The sequence below is a fragment of the Emticicia agri genome (assembly GCF_004168285.1).
GTDB lineage: Bacteria > Bacteroidota > Bacteroidia > Cytophagales > Spirosomataceae > Emticicia > Emticicia agri.
The window spans coordinates 138,772-161,577 of sequence record NZ_SEWF01000004.1 but is presented as its reverse complement, the minus strand read 5'-3'; the positions used below and the strand labels follow the sequence as shown (position 1 = coordinate 161,577).

General features: G+C 40.6%; 16 protein-coding genes. 5 read left to right on the top strand and 11 right to left on the bottom strand.

Features of this window, described 5'->3' with window-relative positions:
• Nucleotides 1–41 precede the first annotated feature (41 nt).
• The gene (locus tag EWM59_RS03905) at nt 42–1,577 is read left to right on the top strand and encodes a M28 family metallopeptidase (protein ID WP_130019640.1); all 1,536 of its coding nucleotides are present in this window, start codon (nt 42–44) and stop codon (nt 1,575–1,577) included.
• 258 nt (nt 1,578–1,835) lie between these two features.
• Here EWM59_RS03905 and EWM59_RS03900 read toward each other — a convergent pair whose 3' ends face one another.
• Nucleotides 1,836–4,469: a cation-translocating P-type ATPase gene (locus EWM59_RS03900; protein ID WP_130019639.1), complete on the bottom strand. Its 2,634-nt coding sequence runs from the start codon at nt 4,467–4,469 to the stop codon at nt 1,836–1,838.
• Between the two features lie 354 nt (nt 4,470–4,823).
• Between EWM59_RS03900 and EWM59_RS03895 the strand changes: the two genes are divergently transcribed.
• The gene (locus EWM59_RS03895) at nt 4,824–5,018 is read left to right on the top strand and encodes a hypothetical protein (protein WP_130019638.1); all 195 of its coding nucleotides are present in this window, start codon (nt 4,824–4,826) and stop codon (nt 5,016–5,018) included.
• A 220-nt stretch (nt 5,019–5,238) separates the two neighbouring features.
• On the opposite strand, the gene EWM59_RS03890 is transcribed toward EWM59_RS03895, so the two are convergent.
• Nucleotides 5,239–7,950 carry an alpha-L-rhamnosidase gene (locus EWM59_RS03890; RefSeq protein ID WP_130019637.1) on the bottom strand — a complete coding sequence of 904 codons (2,712 nt, stop codon included), beginning with the start codon at nt 7,948–7,950 and terminating at the stop codon, nt 5,239–5,241.
• A 101-nt stretch (nt 7,951–8,051) separates the two neighbouring features.
• Between EWM59_RS03890 and EWM59_RS03885 the strand changes: the two genes are divergently transcribed.
• Nucleotides 8,052–8,690 carry a LuxR C-terminal-related transcriptional regulator gene (locus EWM59_RS03885; RefSeq protein ID WP_130019636.1) on the top strand — a complete coding sequence of 213 codons (639 nt, stop codon included), beginning with the start codon at nt 8,052–8,054 and terminating at the stop codon, nt 8,688–8,690.
• Here the strand turns inward: EWM59_RS03885 and EWM59_RS03880 are convergent.
• A complete protein-coding gene (locus EWM59_RS03880; RefSeq protein WP_130019635.1) occupies nt 8,669–10,576 on the bottom strand; it encodes a sensor histidine kinase in 1,908 nt (635 codons plus the stop codon). The genes EWM59_RS03885 and EWM59_RS03880 overlap by 22 nt on opposite strands.
• 125 nt (nt 10,577–10,701) lie before the next feature.
• On the opposite strand from EWM59_RS03880, the gene EWM59_RS03875 reads away from it, so the two are divergent.
• Nucleotides 10,702–11,607 (top strand): DUF6588 family protein, encoded by a 906-nt coding sequence (locus EWM59_RS03875; RefSeq protein ID WP_130019634.1) that lies wholly within the window; start codon nt 10,702–10,704, stop codon nt 11,605–11,607.
• On the top strand, nt 11,604–12,230 hold the full coding sequence (locus EWM59_RS03870) for a hypothetical protein (protein WP_130019633.1): 627 nt from the start codon (nt 11,604–11,606) through the stop codon (nt 12,228–12,230). Before EWM59_RS03875 ends, EWM59_RS03870 begins: the two co-directional genes overlap by 4 nt.
• A 73-nt stretch (nt 12,231–12,303) precedes the next feature.
• On the opposite strand, the gene EWM59_RS03865 is transcribed toward EWM59_RS03870, so the two are convergent.
• The 8 genes from EWM59_RS03865 to EWM59_RS03830 form a co-directional block, all read right to left on the bottom strand.
• Nucleotides 12,304–14,034 carry an ATP-binding protein gene (locus EWM59_RS03865; RefSeq protein WP_130019632.1) on the bottom strand — a complete coding sequence of 577 codons (1,731 nt, stop codon included), beginning with the start codon at nt 14,032–14,034 and terminating at the stop codon, nt 12,304–12,306.
• A 109-nt stretch (nt 14,035–14,143) separates the two neighbouring features.
• A complete protein-coding gene (locus EWM59_RS03860) occupies nt 14,144–15,277 on the bottom strand; it encodes a universal stress protein (RefSeq protein ID WP_130019698.1) in 1,134 nt (377 codons plus the stop codon).
• Between the two features lie 131 nt (nt 15,278–15,408).
• Nucleotides 15,409–16,467, bottom strand: a complete 1,059-nt coding sequence (locus EWM59_RS03855; protein WP_130019631.1) for a porin — start codon at nt 16,465–16,467, stop codon at nt 15,409–15,411.
• Between the two features lie 138 nt (nt 16,468–16,605).
• Nucleotides 16,606–17,166: a K(+)-transporting ATPase subunit C gene (locus EWM59_RS03850; protein ID WP_130019630.1), complete on the bottom strand. Its 561-nt coding sequence runs from the start codon at nt 17,164–17,166 to the stop codon at nt 16,606–16,608.
• 7 nt (nt 17,167–17,173) lie between these two features.
• Entirely contained in the window at nt 17,174–19,216 is a 2,043-nt protein-coding gene (gene kdpB / locus EWM59_RS03845; RefSeq protein ID WP_130019629.1) for a potassium-transporting ATPase subunit KdpB, read from the bottom strand.
• An 8-nt stretch (nt 19,217–19,224) separates the two neighbouring features.
• Nucleotides 19,225–20,952 (bottom strand): potassium-transporting ATPase subunit KdpA, encoded by a 1,728-nt coding sequence (gene kdpA, locus EWM59_RS03840; RefSeq protein WP_130019628.1) that lies wholly within the window; start codon nt 20,950–20,952, stop codon nt 19,225–19,227.
• 5 nt (nt 20,953–20,957) lie between these two features.
• Nucleotides 20,958–21,035, bottom strand: a complete 78-nt coding sequence (gene kdpF / locus EWM59_RS03835; protein WP_130019697.1) for a K(+)-transporting ATPase subunit F — start codon at nt 21,033–21,035, stop codon at nt 20,958–20,960.
• 419 nt (nt 21,036–21,454) lie between these two features.
• Nucleotides 21,455–22,792 carry a sigma-54-dependent transcriptional regulator gene (locus EWM59_RS03830; RefSeq protein WP_130019627.1) on the bottom strand — a complete coding sequence of 446 codons (1,338 nt, stop codon included), beginning with the start codon at nt 22,790–22,792 and terminating at the stop codon, nt 21,455–21,457.
• Between the last annotated feature and the right edge of the window lie 14 nt (nt 22,793–22,806).

The window sequence follows — 22,806 nt, the reverse complement described above, 5'->3', positions numbered from 1 at the left end:
AAAGCAAATTGTAATAACTCAAACAAACTAAACATCTCCTCATGAAAAAATTACTTCCAGTAATTGCCCTCTTCTGTATTTCCCTGGGGCTTAGCGCTCAGGATGAAAAAGTTGACCTCGAAATGGTGAAGAAAATCCGTCAGGAAGGCTTAAACAATTCTAAAGTAATGGACATCGCTTTCAATCTTACCGATGTAAGCGGCCCAAGACTACAAGGCTCACCGGGTTTTATGCGTGCCGCCAATTATGCTAAAGGTAAACTAACTGAATGGGGCTTGACTGACGCCAAACTGGAACCGTGGGGTGAATTTGGTAAAGGCTGGGAATTAGAAAAAAGCTACCTTGCCATGACTGCACCTTATTACCGCCCGTTGATTGCTTATCCTAAAACATGGACAGCCGGAACCAAAGGTAAACTAAAAGAAGCCGAAATCTTTTTGATTGACGAAACCGACACCACAGCCCTTGAAAATTACAAAGGCAAACTGAAAGACAAGATTATTTTATTATACAAAAGCGATAAAATTACGCCATCGTTCAAAGCTGATGCAAGCCGTTATACAGATGAAGAGTTGGAGAAAATGGCCAATGATGCACCTCAAACCCGTTCTCAGCCTGACACCGCTTTCAGAAGCATGATGGCCGCTATGCGTAGAAGCACGCTGCTTTCGACCAAAACAAAAGAAATGGCGAAGAAAGAGGGTGCTTTGGCCTTGTTAAGCATGAGCAACAGGGGTAAAGACGGTACTTTGTTTGTATCGGGCGGTGGTTCTTATAAAGCATCAGATCCTGAAAACCTGTTAGATATTATGTTAGCGGCCGAAGATTATCTGTCGCTTTGCCGATTAGCTAAAGCGGGTATTCCGGTGAAAATGGAGATTGATGTTAAAACCAAATTCTATACGCAGGATTTACAAGGCTATAATGTAGTGGCTGAAATTAAAGGTACTGACCCTGCATTGAAAGACGAAGTAGTAATGTTAGGTGCGCACCTTGACTCATGGCAAAGTTCTACCGGAGCTACCGACAATGCAGCAGGTTCATCTGTAATGCTTGAAGCCGTGAGAATCCTGAAAACTTTGAATATTCAACCTCGCAGAACCATTCGCATTGGTTTATGGAGTGCTGAAGAACAAGGCTTGCATGGTTCAAGAAACTATGTGAAAAACCATTTTACAGACCCTACTACAAAAAAGAGTAATGCAGAAGGTGATAAAGTAGCTGCTTATTTCAATATAGATAATGGCACAGGAAAAGTAAGAGGTATTTATCTGCAAGGCAACGAAGCCTGCCGTCCGATTTTCACCAAATGGTTTGAGCCTTTCCATGATTTAGGTGCTAAAACAGTTACTATCCGTAATACAGGCGGTACCGACCACCTGGCTTTTGTAGGCGTGGGTATTCCGGGCTTCCAGTTTATTCAGGATGAAATCGAATACAGCACCCGTACACACCATACGAACATGGATTCATACGACCACCTGCAAGGCGATGATTTGAAACAGGTAGCCACCATTGTCGCTTCTTTCGTTTACAATGCTGCAATGCGTGACGAAAAATTACCGAGAAAGAAGTAAGAAAGTGGACAAAATTAGCTGATATGATTAACCACGGAGTTTCACTGAGTGAAATTCACCGAGTTACACAGAGTGCCTTAAACATAATTTAGTTATAAGTACTCTGTGAAACTCAGGGCAAAACACAGTGAAACACCGTGGTTTAAAGTTTTATATAGCTGTTATTATTTTCTCTTTACTCAATACAAATAGATTGATAAAAAAGAATCCCTGTTGATGATGTCTCAACAGGGATTTTATTTGACAGCTAACCCTACCCTAATTTTTGTCCTTTATATTCGGTGTTTCAGGTTTAATATCAGTTTGTGGTTGCTTCACAAACAAAGGTTTAATCAGTTTCTCGGCTTCTACGGCTATAAATACTACGGAGGCCATTCCTATACAAATACCCACTTCCTGAAGCGATAAAGGCTGGGTTTTAAAAGCGGTATTCATAAATGGAATATAGACTACAGCCAATTGTAAAAGGAGTGTCAGCAATACTGCTCCGATTAATGGCAGGTTAGAAAACAAGCCTTTCTGCTGAAAAACAGACCTGTCGCTTCTGATACCAATCACATGCCCCAACTGGCAGATACTTAACACTGTAAATACCATCGTTTGCCAATGCTCAAGCTTATGGCTGAGTGCCCAAGCCTCAGTGCCGAGCGTAATAGCCGCCATCAATATACTCATCCAGATAATATGGTAGCCTACACCGTCGGCAAAAAGACTCTGGTCGGGGTCTCTTGGTGGTCTTTTCATTATATTAGCTTCGGCTTTTTCATTCGCTAAAGCCAATGCAGGTAAACCATCAGTTACCAGGTTAATCCACAAAATATGAATCGGTAGTAAAGGATTTTCCAGGCCTAAAAAAGGCGCAATGGCAATCACGAGTATTTCTGCACTATTGCAAGTCATAATATACTTGACAAACTTGCGGATATTGTCAAATATCCGGCGGCCTTCTTTGATTGCCTTGACAATGGTAGCAAAATTATCATCTAACAAAATCATATGCGCCGCTTCTTTACTTACATCAGTACCATTAATTCCCATCGCTATACCGATGTTGGCAGCCCTTAAAGACGGTGCATCATTCACCCCATCTCCGGTCATGGCAGCAAAATGCCCCTTTGTTTGTAAGGCTTTCACAATGCGCAACTTCTGGTCGGGCGAAACACGGGCATATACCGCTGTTTCTTCTACCTGCGACAAGAATTTTTTCTCCGGTAGTTTCTCTAATTCAACGCCTGTAAGGGCAAATTCACCTTCATCTAATATACCTAATTCTCTGGCAATGGCCTGTGCAGTAGCCGGATGGTCTCCGGTAATCATTACAGGCCTGATGCCGGCCGTTTTACACTCGGCAATTGCCACTTTTGCTTCCTCACGTGGTGGGTCAATCAGTCCGGCTAATCCTGCAAAAATCAGGTTTTTTTCAATGTTCTGAGGCGTAATTTTCTCAGGCAGTTTATCTAAAATCTGATAGGCATAGGCAAGTACCCTCATTCCTCTCTGCGCCCATTCTTCCGAAATCTTTTTCAGTATTTTCTCGTCTTTTTTATCAGGTATAATCTCGGCAATGGCTTCACTGGCACCTTTACTGATAACCAAATATTGCTTATCATACTGATGGATGGTAGTCATACACTTACGTTCCGAATCAAATGGAATCATACCTACCCGCTTGTATTTCTTGAAAAGCTGATTAAAGGTTTTATAAGACAACTCTTCGACGATATGCCCTGTTAAGGCCAGTTCGGTAGCTTCGCCAATCGGTTTATCTTCTTTTTCAAATTTTACTTCATGGTTGAGTAACATCCCTAATTTCAGCATCGACAGACCTTCTTCCGGCGTTTCAATTTCCTGCTCATGTTTTTCAGACAGGTGCATTTTATTTTGCGTCAGCGTTCCGGTTTTATCGCTACAAATAAAGGTAACCGAGCCCAATGTTTCTACCGCAGGCAGTTTTCTTACCAATACGTTCTGCTTGGCCAGCCTTGAAGCCCCTCTTGATAATGCTACTGTAATAAGGGCAGGCAGGGCTTCGGGTATGGCGGCCACGGCAAGGCTTACCGACAGAAGCAGAATTTTGAAAGGCTCTTCGCCACGTATCAGCCCCGAAACAAAAAGTACTACACAAATACCCAGAATAATATAAGACAGGTTTTTGCCGAATTTGGCCATACGTGCCTGCAAAGGTGTAACGGCCTCTTTTTCTTGCAAAAGCCCTGCTATTTTGCCCAGTTCGGTATTCATCCCTGTACGCACTACCAGTCCTTCGGCCTGACCATTGGTAACCAGTGTTCCCTTGAAAGCCATATTTAACTGGTCGCCCAAGGGAATATCGCCCTTTTTTAACTCGTTTATTTCTTTATCTACCGGAACCGATTCGCCCGTTAAAGATGATTCATCAATGCGCAGGGCATTTACCTCAAAGAGTCGTATATCGGCAGGGACTACATTGCCTGCTTCTAATACTACTATATCGCCCGGTACTAATTCTTTCGACTCAATTTCGTGGGGTTTGTCGTCCCGGATAACCTGTGTTTTGGTAATACTCATTTTTTTCAGGGCTTCCATCGCCTTTTCGGCCCTGAATTCCTGAATGAAACCCACTACGGCATTGAGGATGATAATCACAAAAATGATGATGGTATCGGTTAAATCGCCAAAAGCTCCCGATAAGATGGCTGCCGCCGCCAGCACAACAATCATAAAATCTTTGAACTGATTCAGAAAAAGTACCCAGGGCGGTGTTTTCTTTTTCTCTTCTAATTCGTTGTAACCGTTAGTCTGTAAACGATTACCTGATTCTGTGGCTGATAAGCCGGCTTGTGAAGTGTTAAATTGTTTGAAAAGTGCATCTATGCTCTCCCGATAGAACAGAACTTCATTGGTTTTTTTCATAAAAGTTAAGCGTGCTTAAATTGGAATTTTATTGACAGCAGTAGGTATAGGTGTGTTTCAATATTGTAAGCGTGAATATACAGTATATACGCTGAATGTATAAGAATTGTTAAAGTAATTTGCGGGAATTTAGATACAAACCCGGAAGAAGAGACTAATGCGCTGAGACTTTTGAGATAATTTTATACAGACATGAAAATAACAATAGCGTGGCACACTTTTTTTAGGTTTTTACTTGCAAATAATAGATAGGTCTTTTATATGTGCCTGTTCAATATGTACAACTATAGAAAACGTATGATAACCAGAGTTATCAGGCTATTTATTACCACATAATCTTTAAAATTTAAATATATGAATCTTAAAAGAACTTTTGGCGCATTGCTTACTGTGTTAGGCATTGTTGGGCTTATTTATGCAGCAGTTATTTTTGTAAACGCCTCGGGCGGTGCAAAGAATATTAAATCACTGATTATTTACGGCCTTCTTGGTCTGGTCTTTTTTCTATCAGGTATCAATCTGGTGCGTACTACTAAAGATGAGGCGTAAGTAGACGTTTCAAAAGTTTTTCGCACCAAATAATATCGAAATTGCCTCACCTTTAGAAAATACCCCACCCTGACCCTCCCCAACAATGGGGAGGGAATGAATAAAGTCCCTCTCCCCACAGTTGGGGAGAGGGATTTAGGGTGAGGGGTTGAGCTGGCAAAAGCCTTATCAAATGACTATTTATTGCCATTTAATAGCTTCCACAAAACCATTAAACAACCTATTTTATCTCAAACCCATAAGCCCCAGCCTGCAATATAAACACCACTGTCTTAGTATTACCATCTTCGCCCTTAATTACACTTCCTCGGACCTCTTTCCCATTTTCATACACCTGCTGACTGGTGGCAATATTTAAACGCAAGGTGGCAGTCGCATTGGGTGGAACAGTAAAATTGTAAGCAATGGCATTATCGGTTCTTTTCCATGCGGAAACGATTGTGCCGTATGGGCTATCATGTCTGGCTTCAAAACTTGCCAGGTCTTTCACAAAATGGGGTTCTAATAATACGTTCTTAAAACCCGGCATTCTTTCGTCCGGTTTAATGCCGCCCAATGCTTTATATATCCATGCGCCAACTTCTCCAAACATGATGTGGTTCATCGAAATATCTGATTTCGCATCTATCGGCCAGTTTTCGTAGAGGGTAGTTGCCCCGTTTTTAATCCACCAGCCCCACGACGGAAACGTCTCTTGTGAAGCAACCGTGTAGGCCAAATCAGCGTAACCGTTTTCACTCAGGGCATTCAAAATAGCTTTTGTGCCCAACAAACCTACATCAATATGGTTATTGTCTGCTTTTACTTTTTCGGCAAGGCTGGCGGCTACTTTCGCTTTCATATCATCAGGCACAATGCCCCATTGTAAAGGCACACTTAGTTCGGTCTGAAAACCACTGCCGTAAATGCCTTTATCTTTGTCTAAATATTTTTCATTAATGGCGTTTCTGATTTTCTGCGCCAGCCCTGCATAATATTCGGTATCGGTGGTTTTGCCTAAAAGTTTAGCTGCTTTGGCTACAATACTGGCATCAACAAAATAATAAACCGACGAGGTAAATTCAACAGGTGTTTTTGACTTTACAGGTACCCAATCGCCCAGGCCCCAGGTGGTAAGGTATTTTGGCGCAATAGTCTGAATATAATCTACATAGCGTTTCATGTTCTCGTAGTTATCAGCCAGTATTTTTGTATCGCCATAAAACAGATAAACATTCCACGGAATTATGGCAATCGTGCTTGTCCAGTCGGGACCATTTCCCCATTCATACCCCCAACCACCTGTCGGAATAATCGACGGCAAAACGCCATTTGATTGCTGTTCGTCCCGATGGTCGGCCAGCCATTTTTCATAAACCGTAATGCCATCAAAATTATACAAACCTGTTTCACTCGCTATGTGTGCATCGCCTGTCCAGCCGTTTTTCTCGCGTTGAGGGCAATCGGTAGGGTAGCCGAACAGGTTCGATAAATAGGCATTATTGGTAGCCCACCAGATTTGATTCATGGTAGGGTTTGAGGTAGTAACCTGTCCTACAGGTGCTACATCGCTGTGCATAAAATAGCCTGTCAGACTTTCTTTGGTTAATTCAAGCGGTTGAGCACAGGTTAATTCAACATACTGGAAACCTTTGTAATTGAAATGCGGCATAAAGGTTTCTTCACCTTTGCCACTCAGGGTATATACATCTACCTGAAAAGGGTCCTGGTTATCAGTAGGGCGGTAGTGAATATCAATATTCGACATATCAGCCGAGCCGTTCGAATATAAGCGTTCGGCATGTTTCAGGCGCACTACAGTACCTGCCGCTCCTTTTACTTTTAATTCGCTGACACCTGAAATATTGCGACCTAAGTCGAACAGGTAAGTAGTGTCATTGAGCTTTTTCAGGCTTTGGGCAGGTATTTTCTCTACATTTCTTACCGGAACCATTGCCTGCGCTACCACATTCTGCGAGGGCGACGTTCTGAAAATTACATCAGCCCAGTCTTTATCGTCATATTGCGGGGTATTCCAACCCTCTTTGGCCAGCCGTGCATCCTGATGTTCGGCTGTGTAGATACTATTAAAAATAACCGGACTTAGTGCGGTTTTCCAGCCTTTGCCACTCGAAACCACTTCCTCGGTTCCGTCTTCGTAAGTAATGCGTAAATCAAGACAAAAAGTAGGGCGGTTTCTCCACGGTGCTTCATGAAAATACCATACGGCTGTTGACTGGTGGTTATACCAGCCATTGCCCAGCAATACCCCAATAGCATTATTGCCACTCTGCAAAGCCGCAGTTACATCATACGTTACATACAACGTACGACGGTCGAAACGGGTGTACATCGGGTCAAGGCGGTGATTGCCGATTTTCTGTCCGTTCAGGTATAATTCATATAATCCGGCGGCCGCTATATAAGCCCGTGCCGATTTAATTTTTTTATTGGTAGTGAATGTTTTTCTGAAATAAGGGGCAGGTTTAACTTTTACATCACGGCTATCGCTTATCCAGGCACCTTTCCAGTTTTTCATCTCCATCATACCCATTTCAAAACTGTTTACAGGCGCTTTTGCTGCTTTTGCCCCGTCTTTATCCCACACAATCACTTTCCAGAAATATTTGGTAAATGGCTGTAATGCCTTTCCTTTATACACCACCAGATTGTTGTCAGAAACTATTTTACCTGTGCTCCATTCTCCGGCCATTTCGTTCACTACTTTCATTGAATCAGTATCTATCAATACCTGATATGCCGTTTGTCTGGCACCTTTCCGGTTATCGGTTATCAGCCATGTAAAGCGTGGTGCAGGGTTATCAATACCCAACGGATTTATAAGATATTCGCATTTTAAACCCTCAGACTGAGCAGGTGAGGCAGCCAGGCAATCGGGGATTGAAAGAGATAAAAAAACAAGAAAAAGAATAGCGGTCAGGGTATATTTCATAAGAAAGCGGTTGATTGAGAAATTGTGTTTATATTGGTGTAAAAATAAAGAATGAAATCTGGAAATAGAAATTATATCATACCACCTCTTGCTATTTATCTATGCCAGCACCTGTCAGAATTGTTATAGCCGACGACCATCCCGTTGTATTTGATGGGGTAAAACTGCTCTTTAGCCAGTTACCCGACTATGAAATTGTTGGTGTAGCGGTTTCAGAGAAAGAAATCATTACGGTATGTATGCACACACAACCCTCTATTCTGATTTTAGATTTGAATTTAGGTGGGAAGAATAGCCTGGATAGTGTGCCTGAACTGAAGAGCCGGTTCGAGCACCTGAAAATTCTTATTTTTTCGTCTTACCAGACCGCAGTACTGGTAAAAAAAGCCATAGAAATGGGGGTAGATGGCTATTTACTAAAAGATGCTACGTTGATAGACTGGTCGGAGGCATTGAGTGCCATTGCAGAGGGGAGTATCTATTTAAGTAAATCTATCAGAAAAAATCATAAGATTGTTGCCTTTGAAACCGATAATTTCTCTCAATTAGCTTCTTTGTCAGAACAGGAAAAACGGGTAATGCAACTGATAGTAAACGGGCTGATAGAAAAACAGATAGCAGACACTTTAAATATCAGCAAGCATACGGTTCATTCGCACAAAAAAAATATTCTGAAAAAACTTAATCTACATACCAATGCCGATTTGGTACGTTTTGTTTATGAAAACAGTTTGGTCTGAACCGGAATCTGAACCGTGTGCAACATTCCTTTTTTCTGACGACTGATAATAAATCTTCCATTCAACGACTGGGTGCGTGCCCTGATGTTCTGAATACCAATACCCCCCGATTTACTGGTGGTTTCATAACCCAGCCCATCATCGGCTACTTTCAATACTATCTGATTTTTGTTGGCATGCAGGCTAATCTGGGCATGAGTAGCCTGTGCATGTTTAAGCGTATTATTGAGTAATTCTAAAGTAATCTGATACAAGGTCTGGCTGATTAAGGTCGGCAAAACGTTTTCGTCACTCAAATCGTGTGAGAATTCTATTTTCACTTTAGACTGACTGGTTTTTGTGGCTTCTACCAACTCTTCAATGGCATGTGTAAGCCCATACTTCTCTAAGATAACAGGCGAGAGTGCCTGTGAAAACTGCCGCACATCCTGCCCCACTTCTCCAAGTTTCTCAACTAATTCACTCATTTCAGGTGATGGATTTTTCTGGGTCAGTATCGAAAGCCGGAGGCGGATATTGGCTAATATAAGGCTGATGCCATCGTGTAGTTCCTGCGATAAACGCCTGCGCTCAATCATTTGTCCTTCCAATAGCTGAATGGCATTCTTCTGTCGCTGGTCTGCCAGTTCCGAAGTAATCCTGCTATTGTCTTTGTGTACGTTTCGGTAACGGTTTGCCAAAAGCACCGACATAATAGTGATTTCTAAAGGATTAGCAACAAAAAACAGATTATGCGTAATAAAGTTGTCGGGCAATAAGCCCAAAAAAATAAATATCCCAACCGTACCGCCGACAAAAATCATGGAATAGGCAAAGGTAAACCATAAGTTCTCAGCTTCACGTGTGCGAACGTAGAAATAAATACCAATCCCGATAATCCACCAGAGAATAATTAAAATGAGTATGGTAAGCGATTTGATTGCGATGAGTAAATCATGGCCTTCATAATAAACAGGATTATACCAATGATTTTTGAAAAGCCCTAATGCCGGATTTTGTGAAAGAAATAGCAGCAGAAATACACAAAGCAAGATAATAAACCCTTTGGTGGTTAAATCTAAAAAACGGATTCTGCGTAAATCAGGATAAAACTGCCGGGTGAAAAGCAATGAAAAAATATAGAAAAAACTAAGGGTAGTCGGGCGAGCCGTACTCGTCCACCAGGTGGCTTCCGGCCATACATACTGGAATCCCAGACCCGGTTGTGCTATCATAAAAATCCACATGGAGAGGGTATATAGCCAGTAGAAAAGAATGATTTTCTGACGAAAGAAAACAAAAAGAAAAAAACTGACGATGACAAATAAACCTGTAATGCCCAGCATCAACCCAAAGAAAATAAAGAGCTTGTTGGAATAATCCTGAAAATGCGCCTCTGAATGTAACTCTAAAGGAATTTGTATCTGCTCTCCATGTTTATCAACCCATAAATAATATTCTGCTGTTTCCTGACTTGCCAGTTTAACAGGAAAAACAAAATGCGGATGATTGACAGGTCTTTGTTTAAACGGGTAATGGTCGCCCGTTAATAGATATTGCCATTTACCATTACTGTTTTTATAATAGAATTTAATCCGGTTCAGGTGCACATTAACAGATTCCAATAAGAGAGAAAGGGGAATGGAATCGTTATTTTTCAGGCGAAACCGAATCCAGTAATAGGCATTCGTAAACCCATAATTGATTGATTCTTTGGTATGAGTTGTGAATTTCTGTTGAGGAATTTGCTCGAAGGTGAGTTGTTTACTTTTATCTTCTACTATTTCTACTTGTGGGCTCAGGTTCAGGTACCTGAAATTTCTGTCAACTGCTATTTCCTGTGCTTTGGCACTGGACGAAACCCAAATGAATACACCAATACAGCAGTATTTTAGCAGTAGTTTCATTTATATGGTATAATAGGTATTTGGCAATGGAGACATACACTTGTCAAATATACTAAAAAATCCCCTCCAAAGGGGATTGCCCCTGCTTTTTTATCCTGATATTTTTGTTGAAAACATTGCTTATTATGAAATACAGATTTATGCTTCTTTGCCTGCTTGGCCATGCAGCTTATAGTCAGCAGGTAAACAGTTTTTTTGATGCCTACATAGGTACCAATGCGCAAGGGTATCTGCAACCGTTGGCCGATATGACCATCACTGGATTGAATACTGGTATTCAACCTTCCATCAGAATTGGAGACAAATTCAATGTTCGCCTGAGCCTTCATACGGCACATATATTTCCTGACAAATCTCAGAAAACATTTATGGCAGACACGCCCGACTCATTTGACCCAAAAACTACCGTAGAAGTGCCAACCATTGTGGGTAATGCTTCCAACGTAAAGGTAGCAGGGGTCAATGGTACCAGTTATGCTTTTTCAGGAGGGTACAATATCACACGTCTGAGTTGGGCAACCCCACAATTAAGTATTGGTGGTTTTTATGGTACTGATATTTCGCTTCGGTTTATGACTTTGGGTAAAACCGATACCGATTTTGGTAAATTCAATCAGATAGGAGTAGGGCTGAGGCACTCTGTCAGCCAGTATTTTCTGAAGAAAGATAGCCCTTATGTGATTAATATTGGGTATCAGTTCAACAAAGCAGATATTGGCAGGTATATTCAACTACAAAGCAATTACGCATACCTGCAAGCAGGTGTTACCAATAAAAATATCGGCTTTTTTGCCTTTGGAGGGTATCAGATGGGCACTTTCGATGTCTCTTATACCTACAAAGAAGATAATACTGATAAAGCCCAGACTGTAAACCTGAAAAACCAGTTTCCGGTGCTATTGGGTATTGGTACACATATTCAGTTAGGTTTTTTCTCGCTTACTTTAGGGGCAAGTGGCATGAAACCACTCATTGCCTTTGGTAATATAGGATTCAGATTTCAATCAAAAACAAAACAGACAAAACCATGAAAAAACTATTATTACTTGCGGTTCTTTTTTCAGTTTTTGCCATTTCCTGTGGTCGTGTGCCATATATTTATGTAGAAAAGAGCATTAGCCATACTAAAGACCTGGTTTATACTATTAATACCACCGGGAGCATCAATCAGACTTCCTATTTGAGTATGGATGAGTTAGTCAGAACACTAACAGAGGGTTTAGATGGTCAGCTCAACAAGCGAGATTATACCATTAAAGAATTGGTAGTTCAATCAGCAGAGATAAAACTGAAAAGAAATACGGGCAATACAGCCCTAAGCATGAATATTTCATCGTTGGTTGCTAATAATGAAGTCAGTGTTTCGCCAAAAGTCCCTTTATTGAGAGAATCAAATATAGAAATTAATGAAGTTACCGTGGCAGGCGCTAATTTTTCATTTATGAACGATGGGCTTGACAAAATTAATAATACATTAGCTAACGCCATTAAAAGATTGTATCGTGGTTCTACTTTAATTATTGATATTAAAGGGAGCCCGCTTCCGGTTACAGCAAGAGTAGCTGTAACCCTAACATTAAGCATTACTTTTAATATGCAGTACAGCTATTGTGAGGAATCACTCTTTGTGATAGACGGTAAAGTATGCCCTTAAGAGTTATCAATAGCACCTATTTATATAAACAAGAATAGCGGAAGAAGATAAAGCCTGTAACCAAAATCAGGCTTTATCCTACGCCTAATTTGAAAAAGAAACTACTGCCCATGCCGATTTCGCTTTCAACACCGATAGTGCCGTTTTGAGCCTCTATAAATTCTTTGCTGATGGCAAGGCCTAAACCTGTACCTGATTTGATACTGCCCGGCACCTGAAAATACTTGTCGAAAATTTTGTCTTTGTACCGTTTTTCGATGCCCTTGCCCTGATCAGTTACCGAAAAACTGACCAATTGTTCTTCCTGCTTAATGCTGATGGTAATTTTACTTAGTTCGGGCGAGTAATGAATGGCATTTGTGAGAAAGTTGATGAGTACCCATGCCGTTTTTTCTGTATCTGCCTTTACATCGGGCAGGTTCTCTTCTACATCAGTCAGCAGTTGAATTTGTTTTTGTTCGGCCTGTACTTTCACGGCTTCCTGCGCATATTTCAGAATCTGATAGGGGGTGCTTTTCTGGATATTCAGTTGAATATTTCCGGTTTCCACCTGCGATAGGTTCAGTAATTCACTGGTTATTTTTAATAATCGCTGGCTATCGTCTTTTATACTGTCAATCAATTGTTTTTGTTCTTCGTTAATGGTGCCTGTTTTTTGTTTTTCCAGCAATTGCGTACTCATTTTGATGGATGAAATAGGTGTTTTCAGTTCGTGCGAGATAGTAGCAATGAAATTGGTTTTGGCAAAATCTAATTCTTTAAATGGTGTAATGTTTTTCAGCACTATCACGTGTCCGATATGCTTTTTTTGTTTTTCGCCTGTGGGTACAATGGCAATATCTATAAGTTCTTTTTCAAAATAACTTTCTTTACTGTTGGCAAAAATCTTAATCGGTTGCTTTTTATCCGAATTATTCTTTTCTGGCACTATTAAATCTTTTATGAGCGAGCGCATCAGGTCGTTTATTACTGATACATCTTGTGCCTGTTGTCCTATCAGTTGTTCGGCTTTCAGCCCGGTTACTTTCAGCGCTTCATCATTGGCAAACAGTATTTTCTTGTTTTCATCAAGCCCGATTACCGGGTCGTGCATATTATTGATAAGCGTTTCGATACGCTTTTTCTCGAAGAGTAATTGAGACAGGTTGCTATTATTGTATTCTTCCAGTTTTTCTGCCATCGTATTAAACGACCTGGCCAACTCGCCGTACTCGCTATGGTCCTGAAAATAGACCCTTTGCGAGTAATCATTGGCGGCAATCTGTTTGATACTTTCAGTCAGTTTTTTAATTGGGCTGGCAATATTGCTTGGCAGGTTAATTAGTAGGGTGAATGCTATCACAAAACAGAGTGTACCTGTAATAGCAATCCAGATGGTTGAAGAAGCCGCTGTCTGTTTGGCTACATCGCTTTTTCTTTGAATCGCCTCCATATTCAAGCGCATAATTTCGGCAATATCTTTGCGTATCAGTAGGTGAATTGTGTTGTCAAAATTATTCATCTTCAACTGTGCCAGGTGTTTGCGAAGTTGTTCAGTAGCTTCTTTCTCTCCGATTTCGGTGATATTAGCCTGTTGTTTAGCAAGATTTTCTTCTATTTTGCGTATAGCCCCTTTATCTGTAGAGAGGTCGTCAAGTGCCATCAACATATTCCGCGCATATTCGAGCGTGTTGTAATTGGCAACCAATATATTCTCGGTATCGTTTTTCAACGCATTAATAGACTTTGCGCCAACGTAGGTCAGCAAAGTGATTAGTATAAATAGCAGACCTACACCAAGGGTCAATTTAGTTCTTATTTTCATTGTATTTTTTACCTCACCCCCCGGCTCCCTCTCCTGTTGGAGATGGGGAGTGAAGGCAGTTTTTTTTAATTATTCCCCTTCAGGGGCGGTCCGCCGCGCGGTTAGGGGCTTACGACAATATCACCACATCAATGTCTGCAAACGATAGTTTCTTCAGTAGCTCATTAAAAATATTGGTCGATAGAATCACATTCAAAAGGTTCAGGTGTGGCTTGCCAATGCAAACTGTAGTAATTTGTCTTTGCTCGGCTACTTCCATAATACTTTTTGATATATTACCGCTTTCAACCCTGATAATTTCTGCGCCTGATTGAGTGGCTAATTTAAAATTATTAATCAGATGTCTTTGTTTATCTAAAGCAATTTTATCCGGACTTTCTTTAGGAGTCTGTACATAAAGTACATACCATTTGCTATTGTAATAACTGGCCAGCCGTGCCGTTTTTCTGATGACTGTCTTTGCCGTTTGTTCATTACTACTGATGCAAGCCAGAAATTTCTCGTGCCTGATAGCCGTAGTTCTCGGAATTTCTGTTTCTACTTTTCTTTCTACCTGACTGGCTACTTCTTTCAATGCCAACTCTCTTAACTGCAATATCTGTTCCGATTTAAAAAAGTTATTGAGTGCCATCTGTATTTTGTCGGCTGTGTAAATTTTGCCTTCTTTCAAACGGGTAATCAACTCATCGGCCGTAAGGTCAATATTTACTACTTCATCGGCAATGGCTATAATACTGTCGGGGATTCTTTCTTTTACTTCAATGCCCGTAATCTCTTTTACTTCTTCATTCAGACTTTCGATGTGCTGGATATTTACCGCACTGATAATATTAATCCCTGCTTCGAGAATCTCTAATACATCTTGCCATCGTTTTTCGTTTTTGCTTCCCTCAATGTTGGTATGCGCCAGTTCATCAATAATGACCACCTCCGGACGAAGGTTAATGACTGCCTGTACATCTAATTCTTCTAATTCTTTACCTCGGTAAAAAATCTTCCGACGAGGAATAATCGGCAGACCTTCCAATAAATCATGCGTTTCTTTACGAAAATGTGTTTCAATATAGCCTATTTTTACATCAATACCATTCCGTAACAAAGCGTGTGCTTCCTGCAACATACGAAAAGTTTTACCTACACCGGCACTCATACCAATATAGACCTTAAACTTTCCTTGTCTCGATTTTTTGATTAAATCTAAAAAATGCTGTACGTTTTCTTCTTTGTTATCTGGTGTTGACATCATTGTAAGACTGTTGATTATTTTACCCCGGTGTTTCACAGAGTTAGGCACGAAGTTACACGGAGGATAAAAAACAGTGCTACTCCGTGCCTTAACTCAGTGTTACTCCGTGGTTAATTCAATTGTTGAAATTAAAAACTAAAACAAAAAACACTGGTTACATAGAAATTCTGGTTTTTATCGGCAAATATTTTGTCTTTGCTGTCTAAAATTCTGCCTTCTGCACGCCATAATAAATTGTCGATAATGGCATAATCAAGATTCACAGAATAGCCAAATGTCTGAAAACCATAGGGTGTTCCGGTGGCAATAATCACCCCGTTTGTATCCTGATAATATTCTGCTCTTGCGGCAATTCTGAATTTATCGGTAGCTGCATAGCGGGCAATTAAAATGGGTGTCAGCCATACATTATAGGCAGTACTTTTATTAGATTTTTGTTCATAGCCAAAATCAAAACCTGCGGTCAATCCAAATTTTTCATTCAATTGAAACTGGCTATAAAGATTATTAAAATATCTCCATTTACTTGCACTGTCAGGTTGCTCGTTGCCTACATAGGTACTCCAGTTAAGGGTTACGTTCGAATTGGGTTTGTAGGTCAACTGTGTACCAAACGCAGGTGTCTGGTTTCCCGGTACTCGCTGAATACGTTGCCAGCCATTAAGAACCAATCCGGCCAGATACCATTTTTCATTGGCTGATGTATAAGAAACTCTTACACCTGATTCATAGTAGGGAGAGTTTTCGGCTAATAAACTCCTTGTTAGATTCCATGAGTCTTTACCGATGGCACTTTCGAAACCTATATGAGACGGCATCACGCCTGCATCAATCCAAAGATTACTTTTTCTTGAAATTTTTACCCCGATATTGGCTTCATACAAATTCTTTAAAAGCCCCTGTTCGGCAGCCAGATTGTACTGGGCATAAGTACCCAACATAATCCCTAAATTGGCTCGCATTTTATCGGTAGTATAGTTTGCTTTTAATAACCCTAAATTCAGATTCAACTCATTGTGTCGATTGTGATTATACAAAAAAAACGATTTTTCGTGATTTGCGGGATTACTGAAATCGTAACTATAATACGTTTCTACATAACCCGAAAATGTCAGTGGGTTTGGTGTTTCCTGAGCATTTGCTTTCAAAATCATGAACACAAATGCCGTTAAAAGTAGTTTTTTCATTTTTGTTGTACTTAAATATTTTTTGAATTTAACCACTGAGTATCCTGGAGGTAGGCACAGAGTTTCACAGAGATATTTAATTTAACTTAGTGCAAGTCCGTGCCTTAACTCCGTGTTACTCCGTGGTTAAAAATTAACTTACTTCAACTCATCTAAACCCACATTCAATTCCAGTACATTAATGGTTTCTGTACCGAATAAGCCTAACAATGGTTTTTGTGTATGTGAGTCAATCAAAGCTAAGATTTTATCTTCTGAAATTTTTCTTGTATCTGCAATGCGTTTTACCTGAATTCTGGCCGATGTGGGAGTTATATCAGGGTCTAAACCACTGCCTGAAGCCGTAACCATTTCTGAAGGAATTTGTGATTTGACCACTTTCGGATTATGAACCAGAAAAGTATCAATTCTTGCCTGCACAGTTGCCAGATAATCCGGATTAGTGGCTCCCTTATTGCTTCCGGCTGAACTTGCTGCGTTATATCCGGCAGCCGACGGACGGCTCCAGAAGTATTTATCGGCTGTAAAAGACTGTCCTATTTTCTGATAACCAACGGTTTTGCCATTTATTTCTATGGTTTCTCCTTTTCCCTGATTAGGTGCCAGTTGGGCAATACCTGTAATGAGAAGAGGGTAGATGACTGCGAATAGTACCATACTTACCAAGGTAAGTCTGATAGCTGAAAATAATGTTTTCATAATTGTATTAGATAAAAAGTGATACGGCAAGGTCGATGATTTTAATACCAATGAATGGCACAACAATACCGCCCAGACCATAAATTAACAAGTTGCGGCGAAGAATGGCGCTTGCACCAATAGGTTTATACGCCACACCTTTCAAGGCCAGTGGAATGAGTAACGGGATAATAATTGCATTGAAAATGACCGCCGAAAGAATGGCACTTTCAGGGCTATGCAGATTCATGATATTTAAACCCTGTAAGGCAGGTATGGTAGCAATAAACAAGGCCGGAACAATGGCAAAATATTTGGCTACGTCGTTGGCGATAGAAAAAGTGGTCAAGGTTCCACGAGTCATTAATAATTGCTTGCCAATTTCTACAATCTCAATCAGCTTGGTTGGGTCATTGTCAAGGTCAACCATGTTACCAGCTTCTTTAGCCGCTTGTGTTCCACTATTCATAGCTACTCCCACATCGGCTTGGGCAAGGGCAGGGGCATCATTTGTGCCGTCTCCCATCATGGCCACTAATTTACCTGATTGTTGTTCTTTGCGGATATACTGCATTTTGTCTTCGGGTTTGGCTTCGGCAATAAAATCATCAACTCCGGCTTTTTCGGCAATGTATTTAGCGGTTAGTGGGTTGTCTCCTGTTACCATCACGGTTTTTACACCCATTTTGCGCAAACGTTCAAACCGTTCCTGAATCCCTGTCTTGATAATATCCTGTAACTCAATTACGCCCAATACTTTTTCATTTTCTGAAACTACCAGTGGAGTACCCCCATTGCTTGAAATACTCTTTACTCTTTCGCCTGTTTCAGCCGGGAAAACATTTCCGGCTTTTTCAACTAATTTTTTAATGGCATCATAAGCTCCTTTGCGGATTCTTATATTTTCAAAATCAACACCCGAACTACGGGTTTCAGCAGTGAATTTGATAAAAACAGGCTTGCTGATTTTATAGCTTGATGGATTTACATCAGCCAGTTCAATGATTGATTTCCCTTCAGGCGTTTCATCAGCCATCGAACTCAATACTGCGGCTTTGATAAAATCCTGTTCGTTTACACCTTTGGTTGGATAAAAGTGAGTGGCTTTGCGGTTACCGATGGTTATGGTTCCGGTTTTATCTAAAAGCAGCACATCAATGTCTCCGGCAGTTTCTACGGCTTTACCTGATTTGGTAATCACGTTGGCACGTAAAGCTCTGTCCATACCCGCAATACCGATGGCAGACAGCAGCCCACCAATGGTAGTAGGTATCAAACACACAAAAAGTGAGATAAAAGCAGCAATGGTGATAGGTGTTTGCGCATAATCTGCAAAAGGTTTCAGCGTTACACACACAATGATAAAGATGATGGTAAAGGCAGCTAACAGGATTGTTAATGCAATTTCGTTAGGTGTTTTCTGACGGCTTGCTCCTTCAACCAGCGCAATCATTTTATCTAAAAAGCTTTCACCGGGTTGGGTAGTTACAATTACCTTGATTTTATCAGACAATACTTTTGTACCACCGGTTACACTACTTTTATCACCACCTGCCTCACGAATCACCGGAGCAGACTCACCTGTAATGGCACTTTCGTCAATCGTTGCCAAGCCTTCAATAATTTCTCCATCAGTCGGGATAATATCTCCGGGTTCGCACACAAATACATCTCCTTTTCTTAATAAAGATGAGGGAACCATCTTTATCTCATTCAGATACATTTCTCCGACAGTCTGAATCACTTTGGCAGGTGTTTCTTCACGGGTTTTGCGTAAACTATTGGCTTGTGCTTTGCCACGGGCTTCGGCAAGAGCTTCGGCAAAGTTGGCAAAGAGCAATGTAATCAACAGAATTAAAAAGACAATAACATTGTAAGCAAGACTACCTTGATTGGTAGCACCTGAAAAGATAGCAATACAAACAATCAACATGATAACGGTTCCGATTTCTACTGTAAACATAACCGGGTTACGAAACATTAATCGGGGATTGAGTTTGATAAAAGACTGGCCGATAGCTTCTTTTACCAATTGACTGTCAAATAGCGGAATTTGATTATTTCTGGTCATGGAAATTCTTATTTAAATAGCTTAAAATGTTCTGCTAACGGGCCTAAAGCCAGCGCAGGGAAAAATGATAAGGCAGCAATAATGGCTATTACGGCAAAGGTCATAATGGCAAAGGTTGAAGTATCAGTTTTCAGGGTTCCTGCACTTTCAGGGATATACTTTTTACTTGCCAGCAAGCCTGCAATAGCTACCGGGCCAATGATTGGTAAATAGCGGCTCAATAAAAGCACAATACCTGTAGTAATGTTCCAGAATGGGTTATTGTCGCCAAGACCCTCAAAACCACTGCCATTATTGGCAGCACTTGAAGTATATTCGTAAAGCATTTCAGAGAAGCCATGATACCCCGGATTATTCAGCCAGCCTGTGGCGTTTCCATTAAACCACCAACCCATTGGGGCATCTCTGGCAGCTAAATAAGAAGACAAAGCTGCACCAACTAAAATCAAAAATGGGTGAAGGATAGCTATGATAGCGGCAATTTTTACCTCTCTTGCCTCTACTTTCTTGCCTAAAAACTCAGGTGTACGACCTACCATGAGTCCGGATATAAATACGGCCAGAACGATGAAAATGAAATAGTTCAAGATACCTACGCCACAACCTCCGTAAAAGGCATTAATCATCATGGCTAATAATTGCATGGCGCCTGAAAGCGGCATACTGCTATCGTGCATACTATTAACCGAACCGGTAGAGATAACCGTAGTAGCAATGCTCCAGTAACCGGAGGCAGCCGTACCAAAGCGGGCTTCTTTGCCTTCCATGCTTCCGTTAGGTTGCACAACTCCTAAATGGGCTATTGCCGGACTACCGTTCATTTCAGCAATAACTGTTGGTATAGTAAGCGACAAGAAACCTACGGTCATTACGCCAAAAATTGTCCAGGCAAGTCTTTTTCTGTTCAGGTAATAACCCAGGGCAAAAATGAACGCAAAAGGAATAAGCATCTGTGTAATCATTTCTATTCCATTAGTAAAGTAGCTGGGGTTTTCAAATGGGTGAGCAGAGTTGACCCCAAAGAAACCACCACCATTGGTACCCAAGTGTTTAATGGCTATAAAAGCCGCAGCCGGACCTCTGGATACCTGAACTGAATCTCCTTGTAAAGTAGTGATGGTGTCTTTACCCTCGAATGTCATCGGAGAACCATTAAAGACCAACAATGAGGCTACAACCATTGAAACAGGTAAAAGAATACGGGTGCAGCTTTTTAGGAAATAATTATAAAAATTACCTAATTTTTCAGCCTGACGCTCACGCAGGGCATTGAAAACAATGGCACAAGCGGCCATACCTGTTGCGGCAGAAACAAAGTGCAGATACATCAAACCCACTAACTGGGTAAGATAAGAGGCCCCAGTTTCACCTGAATAGTGTTGCAGGTTACAATTGACTATAAAAGAGATAGCTGTATTAAAAGCTAAATCAGGCGACATACTTGGGTTGCCATCAGGGTTCAGGGGCAACCAACCCTGATTCATCAGAATGAACATACTTAGAAAGAACCAGATAAAGTTGATGCCAAGCATAGCAGTCAAATGTTGTTTCCAGTTCATTTCCTGCGTAGCATCAATACCACTGATGCGATAAAAGAGCTTTTCTACAGGATTGAAAACAGGGTCTAAAAGAGTTTTTTCGCCTGCGTAAACCTTGGCTATGTATTTGCCGAAAGGGATGGCTAACAGTACCGTAGCCACAAATAAGGCAATTATGCCTGATATTTCAGTGTTCATAAGATTTAGAATTTTTCAGGTTTAAGCAATACATACACGAGGTATCCGAAAACGAGAATCGATAAAATGAGTAAGGCTGTCATGGGTTTATATTTTGTCAAAAAAGTGAATGGATTGATAGCATATTCCAAACAGGACTACACCAAGAAGAATTAAAATGACTGTTACCATCGTTTTTAAAATTTAGTTCTGATTGCTATATGCCAATGTTTGTGCCGTTTAGAGAAGCAGATTTATAAGTAATTGATTATGAGGAGAATGTGGTTGAGATGCCAGAAAAGAGTCATAAAAAAGCCTATCAAAATGATAAGCTTTTCTCAAAATGGAGTAGGGGGAATTTGCGGTTTTAGCAAAAAGAATTTACCACGGTGTGACACAGAGTATGGCACTGAGTTTCACGGAGTTTTTTAATAGTCTCTGTGAAACTCAGTGCCTAACCAGTCGTCGGTCGCTTTGTGATACTCCGTAGTAAATTAAATAATTTATTATTGAGGGTGATTTATTACAACCCATACTCCTCAATCTTCCTATACAAGGTAGCAATTCCAATTTCTAACAATCTCGCAGTTTCGGCTTTGTTGCCTTTGGTGTAGTTGAGTACTTTCTGTATATGCAGTTTTTCTACGCTTGCCATAGAAAAGGCAGAGAGTGTGCCTTTATTTGGTTGGCGTGGTTGCTGAATATCGACTGGGAGTAAGTCAGCAGTTAAAGTGTTGGTATCAGCCAGAATAATCGCTCTTTCGATGATATTTTTTAACTCACGGATATTGCCTACCCATTCATAGCTTTCTAATTTTTCCAGACATTCGTCTTCAATTTTTTCAACACGTTTATTGGTCTTTGCCGAAAACTGTTGCATAAAATGACGAGCCAGTAATTCAATATCTTTTACTCTTTCCCGTAAAGGCGGCAGGTGAATCTCAAACACACTTAATCGAAAATATAAATCAGACCGAAAATGATTGGCTTCATACTCGTGTTTTAAATCCCGGTTGGTAGCAGCTATTAATCTGAAATCTGATTTGGTAGGTTTGGTATCGCCTAATTTGATAAACTCACTCGTTTCTAATACCCGCAACAATTTGGCTTGTAATTCCAGTGGCATTTCTCCGATTTCATCTAACAGCAAAGTGCCTCCGTTGGCTTCTTCTATCAGTCCTTTTTTATCTTTTATGGCTCCGGTAAAAGCACCCTGTTTATGCCCGAATAATTCACTTTCAAGTATATCTTTACTGAAAGTGCTACAATTGAGAGTTACAAAACTTTTTCCGGCTCTTGAACTTGCCTGATGAATACCCTGAGCAAATACCTCTTTCCCTGTTCCGGTTTCACCTGTCAGCAAAACAGTTGTATCAATAGGTGCTACTTTTTTAGCTAAATCTATGGCTTGCTGAATAGGTTTTGATTTGCCGATAATGGCATCGAAAGAAAATTTTTCACCAACCCGTTTTTCAAGGTCTCTTACTTTTGTTTGTAATTGTACTTTTTCAATAGCCCGATGGAGTAGGGGGATAATCTTTTCATTATCATCGCCTTTTACGATATAATCAAACGCCCCGTTTTTCATGGCCTGAACTCCATCACTGATATTTCCGTAAGCCGTCAGCAAAATTACCTCTACCAATGGGTGAGCCGCTTTGATTTTAGGCAATAAATCTACCCCATTGCCATCAGGTAGTTTTACATCAGAAAGTACCACATCAATTGCAAACTGCTCTAACTTCTTCAAGCCAGACCTGCAATCTCCGGCCTCTATCACTTCAAAACCTTCTGACTCTATAATACGAGCCAGCAGGTTTCTGAGTTTCTCTTCATCATCTATAATGAGTATTGTTTTCATGCTTGATTCACTAT